The sequence below is a fragment of the Cupriavidus sp. 01L45 genome, assembly GCF_056399885.1.
Genome location: NZ_JBFTSG010000032.1, coordinates 43614 through 59086, shown reverse-complemented (window position 1 = coordinate 59086; position 15473 = coordinate 43614). Strand labels below are relative to the sequence as shown.

Annotated in this window: 12 protein-coding genes and 2 tRNA genes; 4 read left to right on the top strand and 10 right to left on the bottom strand. The window is 63.9% G+C overall.

Annotated features, from left to right (window positions below; all coding sequences use genetic code 11):
• Window positions 1-131: 131 nt before the first annotated feature.
• The 7 genes from AC1DT6_RS21875 to mnmC form a co-directional block, all read right to left on the bottom strand.
• Window positions 132-208, bottom strand: a tRNA-Asp gene (locus tag AC1DT6_RS21875).
• A 54-nt stretch (window positions 209-262) separates the two neighbouring features.
• Window positions 263-338: transfer RNA gene (locus tag AC1DT6_RS21870), tRNA-Val, on the bottom strand.
• A 298-nt stretch (window positions 339-636) separates the two neighbouring features.
• Entirely contained in the window at window positions 637-3048 is a 2412-nt protein-coding gene (lon, locus tag AC1DT6_RS21865; protein WP_035871050.1) for an endopeptidase La, read from the bottom strand.
• Window positions 3049-3292: 244 nt separating this feature from the next.
• Window positions 3293-4567, bottom strand: a complete 1275-nt coding sequence (gene clpX, locus AC1DT6_RS21860) for an ATP-dependent Clp protease ATP-binding subunit ClpX (protein ID WP_045237782.1) — start codon at window positions 4565-4567, stop codon at window positions 3293-3295.
• A 246-nt stretch (window positions 4568-4813) separates the two neighbouring features.
• A complete protein-coding gene (gene clpP, locus AC1DT6_RS21855) occupies window positions 4814-5464 on the bottom strand; it encodes an ATP-dependent Clp endopeptidase proteolytic subunit ClpP (RefSeq protein ID WP_006160857.1) in 651 nt (216 codons plus the stop codon).
• Between the two features lie 73 nt (window positions 5465-5537).
• Window positions 5538-6899 (bottom strand): trigger factor, encoded by a 1362-nt coding sequence (tig, locus tag AC1DT6_RS21850; RefSeq protein ID WP_035870974.1) that lies wholly within the window; start codon window positions 6897-6899, stop codon window positions 5538-5540.
• Window positions 6900-7126: 227 nt separating this feature from the next.
• Window positions 7127-9163 (bottom strand): bifunctional tRNA (5-methylaminomethyl-2-thiouridine)(34)-methyltransferase MnmC2/FAD-dependent 5-carboxymethylaminomethyl-2-thiouridine(34) oxidoreductase MnmC1, encoded by a 2037-nt coding sequence (gene mnmC / locus AC1DT6_RS21845; RefSeq protein ID WP_477114888.1) that lies wholly within the window; start codon window positions 9161-9163, stop codon window positions 7127-7129.
• 233 nt (window positions 9164-9396) lie between these two features.
• On the opposite strand from mnmC, the gene AC1DT6_RS21840 reads away from it, so the two are divergent.
• Window positions 9397-10254, top strand: coding sequence for a 23S rRNA (adenine(2030)-N(6))-methyltransferase RlmJ (locus AC1DT6_RS21840; protein WP_477103195.1), 858 nt, complete (start codon window positions 9397-9399; stop codon window positions 10252-10254).
• 22 nt (window positions 10255-10276) lie between these two features.
• Here AC1DT6_RS21840 and AC1DT6_RS21835 read toward each other — a convergent pair whose 3' ends face one another.
• Window positions 10277-10822, bottom strand: coding sequence for an AAA family ATPase (locus AC1DT6_RS21835; RefSeq protein WP_441634887.1), 546 nt, complete (start codon window positions 10820-10822; stop codon window positions 10277-10279).
• Between the two features lie 198 nt (window positions 10823-11020).
• Here AC1DT6_RS21835 and AC1DT6_RS21830 point away from each other — a divergent pair, with 198 nt between their 5' ends.
• The gene (locus AC1DT6_RS21830; RefSeq protein ID WP_441634889.1) at window positions 11021-11692 is read left to right on the top strand and encodes an SOS response-associated peptidase; all 672 of its coding nucleotides are present in this window, start codon (window positions 11021-11023) and stop codon (window positions 11690-11692) included.
• A 31-nt stretch (window positions 11693-11723) separates the two neighbouring features.
• Here the strand turns inward: AC1DT6_RS21830 and AC1DT6_RS21825 are convergent, their stop codons facing one another.
• Window positions 11724-11975, bottom strand: a complete 252-nt coding sequence (locus AC1DT6_RS21825) for a DUF1488 family protein (RefSeq protein WP_035870981.1) — start codon at window positions 11973-11975, stop codon at window positions 11724-11726.
• A gap of 300 nt (window positions 11976-12275) precedes the next feature.
• Here AC1DT6_RS21825 and AC1DT6_RS21820 point away from each other — a divergent pair, with 300 nt between their 5' ends.
• A complete protein-coding gene (locus tag AC1DT6_RS21820; protein WP_441634891.1) occupies window positions 12276-12896 on the top strand; it encodes a hypothetical protein in 621 nt (206 codons plus the stop codon).
• A 422-nt stretch (window positions 12897-13318) separates the two neighbouring features.
• Window positions 13319-14482 (top strand): DNA polymerase IV, encoded by a 1164-nt coding sequence (dinB, locus tag AC1DT6_RS21815; protein ID WP_441634906.1) that lies wholly within the window; start codon window positions 13319-13321, stop codon window positions 14480-14482.
• A gap of 296 nt (window positions 14483-14778) precedes the next feature.
• On the opposite strand, the gene AC1DT6_RS21810 is transcribed toward dinB, so the two are convergent.
• Window positions 14779-15300, bottom strand: a complete 522-nt coding sequence (locus tag AC1DT6_RS21810) for a hypothetical protein (RefSeq protein WP_441634893.1) — start codon at window positions 15298-15300, stop codon at window positions 14779-14781.
• Window positions 15301-15473: the final 173 nt, after the last annotated feature.

Below are 15473 nucleotides of genomic sequence, written 5' to 3'. Positions count from 1 at the left end.
CACCGCCAGATACGCGATCAGGGCCCGCACCCTTGCCGGCCCTCAGGAAAGAGGGGGGGAAGACGCGCCGAATGCAGAAAGCGCAAAAAGCAAAACGGGCCGCTAAGGGCCCGTTTTGCTGACTGCGTATTTGGCGGAGTGGACGGGACTCGAACCCGCGACCCCCGGCGTGACAGGCCGGTATTCTAACCAACTGAACTACCACTCCTGTATCGGTGCGGCAGCACGCGTCATCTGTGTGGATTGTCTTGCGGCAGGAGCGTGGTGGGTGCTGAGGGGCTCGAACCCCCGACCTACGCCTTGTAAGGGCGCCGCTCTACCAACTGAGCTAAGCACCCGCTCGTACCGCAGCCGCACTGCATGCTGCAAGCATCGCCGCGCACATATCAGAGTAATTACTGCTGTTTGCGTTGCGAGGGCGCAAGTGTAATACAGCCCCTGGCATTTTGCCAAGTATTCTTCGCGGACATTTTGAGAAACGCAAAAAGCACCCGCTGCCTGCACGCCTGGGGCGCCGAACAATGTGAGGCGAAATAGAAAAACGCCGCGGGGAAAAGCCCGCGGCGTTTTCAAAAGCGGCCTGCTTCGGCAACGCCCGGCCCGGATCGCAGGATCCGGGCAGCGCCATCGCCGGCGTCAGTGATGAATCATCTCGACCTTGGCAGCACCCTTGTCCGCCACATCGGCGGGCTTGGCCACTTCCTCCGGCAGAGGCTCGGGCTTGCGCTCGAGCGCGAGTTCCAGGACCTTGTCGATCCAGCGCACCGGGACGATCTCGATGGCGTTCTTGACGTTGTCCGGGATCTCCGCGAGATCCTTCACGTTTTCCTCGGGGATCAGCACCAGCTTGATACCGCCGCGATGGGCCGCAAGCAGTTTCTCCTTGAGGCCGCCGATCGGCAGGACTTCACCGCGCAACGTGATTTCCCCGGTCATGGCCACGTCGGCGCGCACCGGGATACCCGTGAGCACCGACACCAGCGCCGTGGTCATCGCACCGCCGGCCGAAGGACCATCCTTGGGGGTGGCGCCTTCGGGCACGTGGATGTGGATATCGCGCTTCTCGAACATCTCGTCCGTAATGCCCAGACGACGTGCCCGCGAGCGCACCACCGAACGTGCGGCCTCGACCGATTCCTTCATCACGTCGCCCAGCGAACCGGTGCGGGTGATGTTGCCCTTGCCCGGCATGATCGCGGCTTCGATGGTCAGCAGATCGCCGCCCACTTCCGTCCACGCCAGACCGGTCACCTGGCCTACCTGGTTTTCCTTGCCGGCCAGGCCGAAGTCGTACTTGCGCACGCCAAGGAATTTATCCAGGTTCTCCGATGCCACCTTGACCGTGCCCGTTTCCTTCTTGAGCAGCAGCAGCTTGACCACCTTGCGGGCGATCTTCGACACTTCACGCTCGAGCGAGCGGACGCCCGCTTCACGCGTGTAGTAGCGAATGATGTCGCGCAGGGCGTCTTCGCTCACTTCCATCTCGCCTGCCTTCAGACCATTGTTCTTGATCTGCTTGGGCAGCAGGTAGCGCTGGGCGATGTTGACCTTCTCTTCCTCGGTGTAACCCGACAGGCGGATCACTTCCATCCGGTCCAGCAGCGGAGGCGGAATGTTGAGCGAGTTCGAGGTCGCCACGAACATCACATCGGACAGGTCGAAATCGACCTCGATGTAATGGTCCTGGAAGGTGTGGTTCTGTTCCGGGTCCAGCACCTCGAGCAATGCCGACGAAGGATCGCCGCGGAAATCCATGCCCATCTTGTCGATTTCATCGAGCAGGAAGAGCGGATTGCGCACGCCGACCTTGGCCAGGCTTTGCAGGATCTTGCCGGGCATCGAGCCGATGTACGTGCGGCGGTGGCCGCGGATCTCGGCCTCGTCACGCACGCCGCCCAGTGCCATGCGCACGAACTTGCGGTTCGTCGCGCGCGCCACCGACTGGCCGAGCGAGGTCTTGCCCACGCCGGGGGGGCCCACCAGGCACAGGATCGGCGCCTTCACCTTGTCCACGCGCTGTTGCACCGCGAGATACTCGAGAATGCGTTCCTTGACCTTCTCGAGACCGTAGTGGTCTTCATCCAGCACGCGCTCGGCGTTGGTCAGGTCGTTGTTGACCTTGCTCTTCTTGCGCCACGGCAGGTTGACCAGCGTGTCGATGTAGTTGCGCACGACAGTGGCTTCGGCCGACATCGGCGACATCAGCTTGAGCTTCTTGAATTCGGCGTCGGCCTTCTTCTTGGCTTCCTTCGGCATGCGCGCGGCCTTGATGCGCTTGTCGAGTTCTTCCAGGTCGGCACCCTCTTCGCCTTCGCCCAGTTCCTTCTGGATGGCCTTGACCTGCTCGTTGAGGTAGTACTCGCGCTGGCTCTTCTCCATCTGGCGCTTGACGCGGCCACGGATGCGCTTTTCCACCTGCAGGATGTCGATCTCGCCCTCGAGCTGCGACAGCAGGCTCTCCAGGCGCTCGGTGACATTCACCATCTCCAGGATCTTCTGCTTCTGCTCGAGCTTGATCGGCAGATGCGCGGCGATGGTGTCGGCCAGGCGACCCGGCTCGTCGATGCCCGACAGCGAGGTCAGGATCTCGGGCGGGATCTTCTTGTTCAGCTTCACGTACTGGTCGAACTGCGACACGATGGCGCGGCGCAGCGCCTCCGTCTCGGCGGTCTCGACCGGACCCGGCGGCACGGGCACGGCTTCGCACATGAAGTGCGACTCGTCTTCGCTCACTTCGCGGATATTCGCGCGCTGCGTGCCTTCCACCAGCACCTTGACGGTGCCGTCGGGCAGCTTGAGCATTTGCAGGATGTTGGCGATGCAGCCTACCTCGTAGAGGTCGTCGGCGGTCGGCTCATCCTTGGCCGCCGTTTTCTGGGCCACAAGCATGATGCTTTTGCCCGCCTCCATCGCAGTTTCCAGCGCCTTGATGGACTTCGGACGTCCCACGAACAGTGGGATCACCATGTGCGGAAACACCACCACGTCGCGCAGGGGCAACAGTGGCAAGCGAATCGGCTCAGCCGGGAGGAGTTGTGTTCCGGACATCATTTTCCCCAGTCAGTCATTTAGGCGTAAATTGGGTCTCATGAATCGATTGCAAGATAGGTGCCAACGATTCAATGCATTGTGCAAATGCTGCTCCCCGCACTTGCAAGACCCGTCCAAACAGCATACCCCCGTTTTCCCCCCTTCGTTTTACGAAAATGAAGAAAAAAAGCCGCTCGCTTTTCGCGAACGGCCTTTAGGACTCGCTGCCGGCCTGAGATCGTCATAAGCGCCGGCGTTCGCGTCAGTTCGAACCAGCCACCTTCGGCTGTTCCTCATACATCAGCAACGGCGGAGCGTCCCCGGTGATGGTGTTCTCGTCGATCACCACCTTTTGCACGCCCTTGTAATTGGGCAAGTCATACATCACATCCATCAGCGACTGTTCGAGTATCGAACGCAAGCCGCGTGCACCCGTCTTGCGACGGATCGCCTTGCGGGCAATCGCGGACAGCGCGGCCGGACGGATTTCCAGCTCCACGCCTTCCATCGCCAGCAGCTTCTGGTATTGCTTGATCAGCGCGTTCTTGGGCTCGACCAGGATCTGCATCAGGGCGGCCTCGTCCAGCTTGGCCAGCGTCGCCACCACCGGCAGGCGGCCGATCAGTTCCGGGATCAACCCGAACTTGATCAGGTCTTCCGGCTCGACCTGCGGCAGCACCTCGCTGGCCTCGCGCTCTTCCTTGCTCTGAACCTGCGCGGCAAAACCGATGCCGGTCTTGTCCGAGCGCTGCATGATGACCTTTTCCAGGCCGTCAAACGCGCCGCCGCAGATAAACAGGATGTTGGTGGTATCCACCTGCAGGAAGTCCTGGTTCGGATGCTTGCGGCCGCCCTGCGGGGGCACCGAAGCCATCGTACCTTCGATCAGCTTGAGCAGAGCCTGCTGCACGCCTTCACCGGACACATCGCGGGTGATGGACGGGTTATCCGACTTGCGCGAAATCTTGTCGATCTCATCGATGTAGACAATGCCGCGCTGTGCCTTTTCCACCTCGTAATTGCAGTTCTGCAGCAACTTCTGGATGATGTTTTCCACGTCCTCGCCGACATAGCCGGCTTCGGTCAGCGTGGTGGCATCGGCGATCACGAACGGCACGTTCAGCAGGCGCGCCAGCGTTTGCGCCAGCAACGTCTTGCCCGAGCCGGTGGGCCCGATCAGCAGGATGTTGCTCTTGGACAACTCGACGTCGTCCTTCTTGCCGAGGTGCTTCAGGCGCTTGTAGTGGTTGTACACCGCTACGGCCAGGATCTTCTTGGCCTGCTCCTGCCCGATCACGTACTGATCCAGGCTCTCGCGGATCTCGTGGGGGGTGGGGAGATCGGACTTGGCCGAGGCGCCCGCATCCTTGTCGGATGCGGCTGCCTCGTCGCGGATGATCTCGTTGCACAGATCGATGCATTCGTCGCAAATGAACACCGACGGGCCGGCGATGAGCTTCTTTACCTCGTGCTGGCTTTTGCCGCAGAACGAGCAGTAAAGGAGCTTCTCACTGGATGAACCTTTTTTATCCGCCATAGGAATCAGTCACATTAGCAGTGTGCGTGCCGCAGTGCCGGAGCGCTGCGGGGATACGCTTCAAACGCATCATACGCCAAAAAAATTGGCGCGGCGGGTAGACCCCCACGCTGTGGGGCAAAAGCAAAAAACGAGGCACAAGGCCTCGTTTCTGCATAGCCTTCTTCGTTGCGGCCGGACGGCGATACCCTAAGGATCACCGCCCGGCCCCTGCCCGGCCCGCCTTGCGGCAGCCGGGCCGGTCTGTCAGGCACGGCGGGTGAGCACCTTGTCGATCAGGCCGTAGTCCACTGCCTGATCGCCGCTCATGAAGTTGTCGCGATCGGTATCGCGGGCAATCTTCTCGACCGGCTGGCCGGTGACTTCCGACAGGATCGTGTTGAGCCGCTCGCGCAGGTACAGGATCTCGCGGGCCTGGATCTCGATGTCCGAGGCCTGGCCGCGCGCGCCGCCCAGCGGCTGGTGGATCATGATGCGCGAGTTGGGCAGCGCCGAACGCTTGCCCTTGGCGCCAGCCGACAGCAGGAACGCACCCATGCTGGCTGCCATGCCCATGCACAGCGTGGCCACGTCCGGCTTGACGAACTGCATGGTGTCGTAGATGGCGAGGCCAGCCGACACCGAGCCACCCGGCGAGTTGATGTAGAGCGAGATGTCCTTGTCGGGATTCTCGCTTTCCAGGAACAGCAGCTGTGCGACCACCAGGTTGGCAGTCTGGTCGTTGACTTCGCCGACCATGAAAATCAACCGCTCCTTCAACAGGCGCGAGTAGATGTCATAGGCGCGCTCGCCCCGGCCGGACTGCTCAACCACCATCGGCACCAGCCCCAGTCCCTGCGTTTCCAGGGCGGAGGCCTGCGTGGTAGCCAGACGGTCAAGCAAATCATTGCGGGTCATGCAAGTTCTCCTGGAGTTCGGTAAGAGACAAGGCTGTGGCCGGCGCGCCATGCGCTCCGGCCACGGGCCAGGCTCAGGCCTGCTGAGGCTGGTTGTTGCCTTCGGCAGTCAGTTCCTCGAAGGACACCGTCTTTTCGGTGACCTTGGCCTTGTCGCACACGAAATTTACCACGTTGTTTTCCAGCACGTAGGCTTCCATCTCGGCCAGGCGCTGCTGGTCACCGTAGTACCAGCGCATGACTTCCTTCGGGTCTTCGTAGCTCTTGGCGAAGTCCTCGATCTCGGCCTTGATCTGGTCGGCCTTGGCGTCCAGGCCGTGAGCCTTGACGATCTCGGCCAGAATCAGGCCCAGCTTGACGCGGCGCTCAGCTTGCTGGGTGAACATCTCGGCCGGAATCGGCATGTCCTTGGCATTCGGCATGCCGCGCTGTTCCAGGTCGCGGCGAGCCATTTCCACCAGGCGCTCCTGGTCTTGCTCGATCAGGGCCTTCGGCACTTCCAGCTCGCTTGCCTTCAGCAGCGCGTCCATGACCTGGTCCTTCAGCATGGCGTGCGTGCGGCGCTTGACTTCGCGCTCCAGGTTTTCGCGGATGTCGGCGCGCATCTTCTCGACGCTGCCGTCGGCGATGCCCAGCGACTTGGCGAACTCGTCGTTCACTTCCGGCAGGTGCGCCCACTCGATTTTCTTCAGCGTGACGGTGAACTCGGCGGTCTTGCCGGCCACTTCCTTGCCGTGATAATCCTCGGGGAACGCCAGCGGGAAGGTCTTGCTTTCGCCAACCTTCAGGCCCAGCGCAGCTTGCTCGAACTCGGGCAGCATGCGGCCTTCGCCCAGCACGAAGGCGAAGTCGTCAGCCTTGCCGCCGGGGAATTCCACGCCGTCGATCTTGCCGACGAAGTCCAGGGTCACGCGGTCGCCGTTCTGGGCGGCCACTTCACCGCCGCCGTCGCCGTGCTCGCCGGCTTCGCCACGGGTGTGGTAATGCACGCGCTGCTTGCGCAGGATGTCGATGGTCTTGTCGACTTCGGCATCAGTGATTTCGGTCTTGGTGCGGGTCACTTCGGCGCCGGCCAGGTCGCCCAGCTTGACTTCCGGATAGACCTCGAAGGTTGCGTCGAAGGCCACTTCGTCTTCGTTCACGCCGTCGGTCTTGACCTCGAACTTCGGCTGGCCGGCAACCTTCACATCCTGCTCTTTGGTGATGTCGAAGAACTTGCGTGCAGCCTTGTCGAAGCGGACTTCGAATTCGACTTGCTGGCCGTACTGCTTCTCGACCATCTTCATCGGTACCTTGCCGGGACGGAAGCCGGACATCTTCACCGTCTTCGACAGGCGAACCAGACGTTCCAGCTTTTCCTTTTCGACTTCGGCCTTGGGAATGGCCAGGGTCACCTTGCGGTCCAGTTTGCCAAGGTTTTCAATGACATTCGACATGGTCGTTGATCCAATCCAGAAATGTTGTTGTGTTCGTAAGCGCACCCCGCTCGCGTGCCCGACAAGACACAGGCAAAGCGACGGCAAATGCCGATGCCCGGTACGCGGGCGCTATCGAAAACTGCGGGTACGCGCGGAAAACCGACGAACCCGGAGCATCCGGGCGCAGGCCCACGCAAACGGAAAACGGGGATTATCGCACGGTTTTCATTCGGTTCCGGCAGTTTTTAGCCGGGAACCGGCTCGGATGGCGCGGCCGCGCCTTCCGCCTCGCTTGCCACCTGCCCTTGCCGCAAGGCACGGACCAGCAGCCGCGCGGGGTCGATGGCCTCGGCCAGTTCGAGTTCGAGCGGTAAGGGCTCTCCTTCGATTTGGCTGGCCAGAAACTCCGCCCCCAGTGCCGCCCATGTGAGGCCACGCGAGCCATATGCAAGTGCCGCGTAGAGCCCGGAAAGACGAGGGATATCCCTGAGACGCGCGCCGCGAAGCGCGACGGCGTCGCGCGCGGCCTGCGCCTCATCGGCAATGCGGCCGATCAGCGGCAGGCGATTGTGTGAAACACTGCGCACGCCAACGTAGCCGCGCAGGGCCGCCGGATTCAGCCGGGCCGCGGCGGCGGCGAGATCCGGCAATAGCAAGCCCAGCTTGGCAAGATTCTCCGCGTGCACTTCCGGGCGCTCGGCGAGTTCGCCCTGCCCTTCGGCGGCCGGCTCGTAGCTGGAGCCGACCCGCGCACTACCGTCGCCGGCCCTTGGCAACAGATAGCCCGAGCCGGTCACCACGCAGTCCGGCCAGGTGCCCAACTGCTCCACTTGCGCGGCCTCGAGCGTGGTCAGCTGCCCGCGCACGCGGTCGATCGTCATATGGTGCAGCGGCAGCAGGCGCAGCGCCTCGTGCGCGTTGGCGAGGACCATCACCGGCGCCTGCGCCATCACCGCCCCGGCGTCGTCCAAGGCCTGCCAGCCATCCGCGGCACGTACCAGCCGCGCGACCCGGCGGCCAAAATGCGTCGTCACCGCTGCTCCGGCCTGCGCCAGTTGCGCGTGGCAGATGTCGGGCGGCGGCGCCCAGCCGCCCTGCCCGAACCAGAGTCCGCCATGGGGAACGGCGGCGCCATGCCGGCGCGCGGCTTCCTCGGGCGGCATCCAGCGCGCGAACGCTTCGGGAAACCCCAGCGCGGCCAGCGCCGCCCGCTGGATTCGGGCGTCCTCCGCGTCCGCGCCAATCTGCAGCACGCCGCACCCCTGCCAGCCCGGCGCATGCCCTGCCGCGGCCAATGCCTCCCAGGCTCTCAGAGAGAACAGGTTCCCGGCGCGCGACAAGCGCGACAGGAGGCTGTCGTCCGACGACAGATGCGGGTGCATGGCTGCCGCGCGATGCGCGGAAGTCAGTCGCGCGGGGCCATCATGCGCGTCGAACAGCGTCACACGCCAGCCGCGTGCGGCCAGGCGCTCCGTGACCGCGCAGCCAGCCAGCCCGGCACCGATCACGATGGCGTGTCGCCCGGGCCAGTTAGCGGCGGCTGGCGGGGGATGCCGGCGCTGGCCGCGCGCCGCGGGGAAGCGCGCCACCGTCATATGCCACTTGCTGCCGTAGCCGGTCGCCCGCTTCACCTCGAAGCCAGCTGCCTGCAAGCCGCGCCGGAAAAAACCGGCCGCCGCATAGGTCGCCAGCGTGGCCTCCGGACGCGCCAGCCGGGCGAGCCGCTTCATCAATGGCGGCTGCCACATATCGGGATTGCGATCGGGCGCAAAGCCGTCCAGGTAGAACGCATCGACGCCCAGCGCCAGCCTTGGCAACACGGTATCGATATCGCCGAACGCAAGCGTCAGCACGACCGCCCCGCCCTCGAATTCCAGCCGGTGCAGCCCGGGCAAGGTCAGCGGCCATGCCTGCCGCAACTGCGTGGCCAGCGGCGCCAGTTCCGCCAGGCCGGGCAAATTGGCGTGGACGGCGGCGAGACCGTCGCTGGTGAACGGGTGCTTTTCCACCGACACGAAATGCAGCCGCCGGCAACGCGCGGGATCGGCCCGCCACGCCTGCCACGTCGCCAGGAAGTTAAGCCCGAGGCCAAACCCGGCCTCCAGGACTACGAACTGGTCGCGCCCGCCCCACGCGCCTGGCAAACCGTTGCCCGCCAGGAAAACGTGCCGGGCCTGCTCCAGGCCACCCTCGTCGCTGTGGTAGACATCCCCGTAACGCTGCGAGTATGGCGGGCCCGAGGCGGCGAAAACGGGCTCGGCGAGATCTAAGGCGCGGGTCATGGACAAAACTTGGACAAGGAGGGGACGGAGAACGTCGGACAGGAATGGGTCGGGACAAGACGCTGGCGCGCAGGCCGGGGCACCATGGCGAGCCAAGGCGCCCGGGATGCTAGCGTCTCGCGCGGCACCGCGAACAGCCGTACGGCAGCGCCAGAGCCCGGCGATGGTAGCATAGCGCCCTGTGCCGCCGGCCCGTCCAGGCCGGCATCGGCACGCCCTTTTCCCGCCTCGCCATGCTCAGCTACCGTCACGCCTTCCACGCCGGCAACCACGCCGATGTTCTTAAACACGCCATCGTGGTCCAGTTGCTGGAGCAGTTGAGCCAGAAAGACAAGCCCTTCTGGTATATCGACACGCACGCCGGCGCCGGGCTTTATGCGCTCGACCACGCTTACGCGCAAAAGAAGGGCGAATACGAAACCGGCATTGCCCGGCTGTGGCAGGCCGCCGCCGCCAAGCGGCCCATGCCGACCTTGCTCGAGGACTACCTGGAACAGGTGCGTACCCTTAATCCGGACGGCAGCCTGAAGCACTACCCCGGTTCGCCCTGGCTCGCCCGGCAGATGCTGCGCGACGCCGACCGCCTGCGCCTGTTCGAGTTGCACAGCACGGAAATCCAGGTGCTGCGTGAGAATTTCCGCGGCGCCGGCCGCCGCGTCATGCTTTACGACGGCGACGGCTTCACCGGAATCAACGCCATCCTGCCGCCGCCCCCCCGCCGCGCGCTGGTGCTGATCGACCCCTCCTACGAAGACAAGCAGGACTACGCCCGCGTGCTGCGGACCCTGCAGGATGGCCTGCAGCGCTTCGCCACCGGCATGTACGCCATCTGGTATCCCGAAGTGCAGCGCCGCGAATCGGTGCAGTTGCCGGTGCAGTTGAAGAAGCTGCCGCTCAAAAGCTGGCTGCACGTCAGCCTGCGCGTCAAGCATCCGGTTTCCGGCGGGCTTGGCCTGCACGGCAGTGGCATGTTCATCGTCAATCCGCCGTGGCGCCTGAAGGAAACCCTGGAGGCGGCCATGCCCGCCCTGGTGACGCTGCTGCGCCAGGATGATGGCGCGGGCTTCACGCTGGAAGCCCAGGAAAGCTGATCCTCGCGCCAGCCGCGCGCGCTCAGCGGCGGATGGCCGACTCGACGAAGTCGGCCCGCCGCGCAGCCGGCAAACGCGGCACTTCCAGCAGTTCATAGCCGTAACCGGCATAGACGCTCACCATGGCGTCATAGGTGCGTGCCGCCTCCTGCGGCGATTGCCGGCGTTCCGCATCCCGGCTGTAAATATCCTCCCAGGGCGGCAGGATGAAGACGCAGCGGTGATAGCGAAGCAATCGCGCGGCGGCGTCGATATGCGGCGGCACCGGCAAACCCGACAGGCTCAGGTAGCCGGCCACATCCGGCACGCCGCGATCGAAAAACACCGGTTCGACCCGGCCCGCATGCGCCCGGTGGTTGCGCATCTCGCGCGACAGCATCAACTCGGCGAACAAGCGCGGATCCACCCACGGCAGGCCGGGGCCGTTCACCAGCGTTTGCTCCTGGATAATCTCGCGCCCGACCTCGTCCGAGGTAGCGTATCCCCGGCGCGCCAGTTCGGCGATCAAGGTGGTTTTGCCGGCGCCGGGGCCGCCGGTGAGGATGAAGAACGGAGATGTATCGGTCATCAATGGCAATCAGGATGGGGTCGGTTCAGCGCGCCTGATCTTGGGCGGGGATGGAACCGGCGCCAACGCGGCGCCGTGACACGACAAGCGATTACAGCAGGCACCCCGCCGGTAGGACAAGAATCACTTTGGTCCTTCCCGCCCGTCCGCCATACTGGATATTCCCTTTCACATGCAGCATCGGCATGGAGACAAGCCATGTGCGTCAACTACGCGCCCGTGCAGGCGGCCGTTTTACGCGATGTCTTCGGCCTCACTTGTCCGGTGCGGGAATGGCCCCCCGAAACATGGCCTGACTACGTCGCGCCACTGCTCGTGGCGGACCACGACGGCCAGCGGCAATGCCTGGCCGGCACCTTCGGGATGGTCCCCAGGAAGCGCATTCCGCCCGGCGTCGCGAGGTTCGACACCACGAACGCGCGCTCGGAGTCGGTGGGTGAAAAACGGACGTTCTCGGCGGCGTGGAAACAGGGTCAGCTATGCCTGATACCAGCGCAGTGCTTCTATGAGCCCGACTACGCAACCGGCAAGGCGGTACGCTGGCGGATCTGGCTCAAGGATGGCGAGCCCATGGCAATCGCCGGCCTCTGGCGCGCATGGCCTGGCGAAGGCGGCCAGGACGTCTTCAGCTTCACCATGCTGACCATCAATTCGGAGCACCACCCGTTGATGCAACGCTTCCATGCGCCGGGCAAGGAAAAACGGATGATCGTGATCGTCCCGGGCACGGAGTGGGATGATTGGCTGACTTGCAGGAATACGGAACTGGCGCGCAGCTTCCTGCGCCCCTACGCCGCGGAAAAGCTGGCCGCCGAGCCCGCACCGCTGCCGCCGCGGATTGCGGCAGGATCTCCGGAGGCGTCAGCCTGAGCGAACTGCGTTTGCCCGGACTGAACAGCGTTCAGGAAATCTGATACCGGTTCTGCCGGCTGCGGGAATAGAGCCCGCGCGCGAGTTCCAGGATGTGATCGCGGTGGCGGTCGAATGCATCGAGCACGGCAGGCTCGTCCGGGCGCAATTCAGGGCTGAGGGTAGAGAGTACCGCGCGGTCCACCTCGAAGGCGATTTCACGCGAGTTGTCATAGCCCCAAAAACATACGCAATGCCTGGAAGGGTCGTAACTCCGGCTGGGATTGGGGAAATTGAGTGCCATGCATGCATCCTAGTCCGAATCGCGGGCATCCGTACGGTATCGAGGGCCCGGTTGCGCTATTTCGCCAGGATTCGGGGACGCGCCCCCCGGCAAGTCTGGAAAGGGGCGCTTTATCGCTGGCCGCGCATCGCGCGGGCTGCCCGGTGACGCGGCTTTGGCGAGACATTCTCGCGCCCGTACATTGAGCGACATATGCATCGGGAATACCAGATCTAAGCATCTTCTACTTGGCCCGCGAACGGCGAGACCGTAGCATTCCCAGGTCATCGGCTCATCGGCGCGAGGCATGCCAGCCAGCGCATGCGCCAGTACAACGATGTCGATTCGACACGGCAGGCGCGCCAACGCGGCCCGGCCGCCGTGCACCCGGACAGGACCGGCTACCAAAAAGCCGGCCGCCGGAAATCTGTACAAGGGTCAAGGGGTCATATGAAGATATTTAGCGGAATCAGCAACGGGTGGGCAGCGGAAACCGAGGCGACGGACGGAGGGATCTGGAAAAACACGATTGCCGCCGCCAGCCATGCGCTTGAGACCGTGGCGCTGGTCGAGCATGGCGTAGGCATGACGCTGAAGCTGCAGCGCAAGGTCCGCGCCCTACGCGAACGGCTGCGCACAACGCAAGCCGAACTCGATCGTTACCGCGACATGCACGCCCACGCCATGGAGGCGTTGCGTCAGACCGAAAGCATCGTGCCGCAGGACACGAGCCAGCTACGGGCGGAGGGCGAAGCCCTGCAGATGCGGCATCGTGCCTACAAGCTGCTGGTCGAGCACTATGCTCGCGCCGGCATCCCCATCGACCTGGCTGTCTTTGCCAGGCAACGCCGCCGGGTTCTCCAGCACATCCTGTTCCAGCAACGCCGGGGCGTGGCCGTCGCGCAAATCAGCGTGGACGATATCGCGTTCCTGCTGCGTTGAGCGACCGGCACCGATGAGCGGCGGGCTTTCGCCCGCGCTCCGCGCTGGCATTTTCAGCTTGCCGGCAAGGCGGCGGGAAAACCCGTTGTCATGCGACGTGAACCGTCTTCTCTTCCGGCCGGTTCATGTCGGCATCGACGAACATTACCCACTTAAATGATAATGCGTTGCATTTTCAATCATGCGCCTGCTTGCGCATCGATCGCCAGTTGCTGCGCAATAGCAATAACACTTCGCACTTGCCCGCCGCGGGCATCGTGCTGACGACGACCTACGTGCATCGCTGGCAGGCCCACCGGGGCGCCGCGGGGATTCTTCTTGTAGAATTCGATATACTGTATATGCATACAGTAACCGAGGCGGCCCGCCCCCGAGTCCTTTCTCGCGGCCGGGGCGCGTCGTCAACCCCGTTCGCTGACGCCATGTCATTTGCCCCCCGCCGCATCGCCCACCTGGATATGGACGCTTTCTATGCGTCCGTCGAGCTGTTGCGGTATCCGGAACTGCGTGGCATGCCCGTGGTGATCGGCGGCGGACGGAATGCGGTGCCCGAGACGCTTGAAGACGGAAGCCGGCGCTTTGCGCGCCTGCGCGACTATGCGGGACGGGGCGTCGTCACCACCTCGACTTACGAAGCGCGCGCGCTCGGCGTTTTTTCCGCCATGGGCATGATGAAGGCAGCCCAGCTCGCGCCTGATGCCATTCTGCTGCCCACCGATTTCGATTCGTACCGGCACTACTCCCGGCTCTTCAAGGCGGCCGTCGCCACGTTCACGAGCCAGGTCGAAGACCGGGGCATCGACGAAATCTACATCGACCTGAGCGATGTGCCAGGCGAGCCCGCCGATATCGGCAGCCGCATCAAGCAAGCGGTTCGCGAGGCCACGGGGCTAAGCTGCTCCATCTGCATCGCGCCCAACAAGCTCCTCGCCAAGATCGGATCCGAGCTGGACAAGCCCGATGGGCTTACCCTCCTGACGCCGGAAGACATCCCGCTGCGCATCTGGCCGCTGCCGGTGCGCAAGGTCAACGGCATCGGCCCGAAAGCCACGGAGAAACTCGCCGTGCTCGGCATCGCCACCGTTGGCGACCTCGCCAGCGCGGACCTCGGACTACTGCAGACCCATTTTGGCCGCAGCTATTCCGCGTGGCTCGCCGAGATCGCGCAAGGTCATGACGAACGCCCCGTGGTCATCAGCTCGGAGCCAAAGTCGATGAGCCGCGAAACCACGTTCGAGCGCGACCTGCATCCGCGCCACGATCGCCAGGCTCTCGGCGAAGTTTTTACCGGTCTGTGCCAGCGCCTTGCCGAAGACCTGCGCGGCAAGGGCTACGTCGGCCGCACCATCGGCGTCAAGCTGCGCTATGACGACTTCCACACCGTCACCCGCGACCTCAGCATGCCGGTCCCGACCGCCGACGCCACCTTGTTGCGGCGCGCCGCCACCGAATGCGTCAGACGCGTTCCGCTGAACCGGAAGATACGGCTACTGGGCGTACGGGTGAGCGCGCTGACGCCAGCCGGCGAGTTGGAGTATGCGTCGGCGCCGGTCCAGGGAGAGTTGCCTTTCGGCGAAGACGAATAACGGTCGCAGCCGATAATCAGGCCGTCTGATAGTGCGGGCACGGGTCGCACCGGAAGGCGATGCAGGCCCTCGGCGCCTGTAGGACGGCAGCACGCCATGGCACGGATTTGTCACCAACGTGACTGAGTGCAAGCGCACAGAGGCGGAACTGCGGGAATTCGCGACAATTGAATTGCTGACACTGCCACCCAATCGACGGCATTTTCAACTCTGACCCGGCCGGACACTAACGTGCAGGCACGGCGGCAGCCGGTCCTGCCCAGGCTGCCGATGCCGCGTCGCCGACCCCGGCTGCGTCAGTCTGCCGGCTTCTTCCTGCCTCGCTGCTTCCCGGCGACACGCGTGCCGGACTCGTGTACCGCCCCGCTCGCGGAGCCAGTTGCCGTGCGCTTTCCGGTCGTCAGTACCTGCGCCTGTTTTGTGCCCTTGCCATATTTGCGCACCGAGCGCACGCCCTCGACCTGCATCAGCAACTCAATGGCCGTCAGCAGGCGGTCGATATCCTCGTTGCGCAAGTCCTTGACCAAGCGAGCCACCCGAATGGCCACGCCAGGCGGGAGGATCTCGTCATTCGAGGGAGCGACAGCATCCTCCATGCTGCCGTCCAGCCACAGCCGAGGCAAGCCGAGCTTGGCCTCGATGTCGCGGGCAAGCCGTTCGCCGATGCGCTTCTTTCCGGCCTTGCCTTCCGACGAAAAAACTCGGGAGAAATATGAGGGTTCGCGGTCGACGCGGTCCGCGAGGCGTGCGATCGAGCCTCCGAACTGTTTCTCCAGCACTTGGGCCAGGCGTTGTTCGCGCGTATCTTGGATGTCCATCACTCATTAAACCCGCGCATTACCTCAAGGTAAATTTTCTTCTGGTACTGTAAATTTAGTGACTAAAAGGTAATTTACGGAGCAAGAGGACCTTTCGCTCCCTTCTCGGCGCGATGGTTCGGCGGGGTCGCGCGACACTGACGCGGCAAGCCACGGGCGCGTCGGCACCTTGG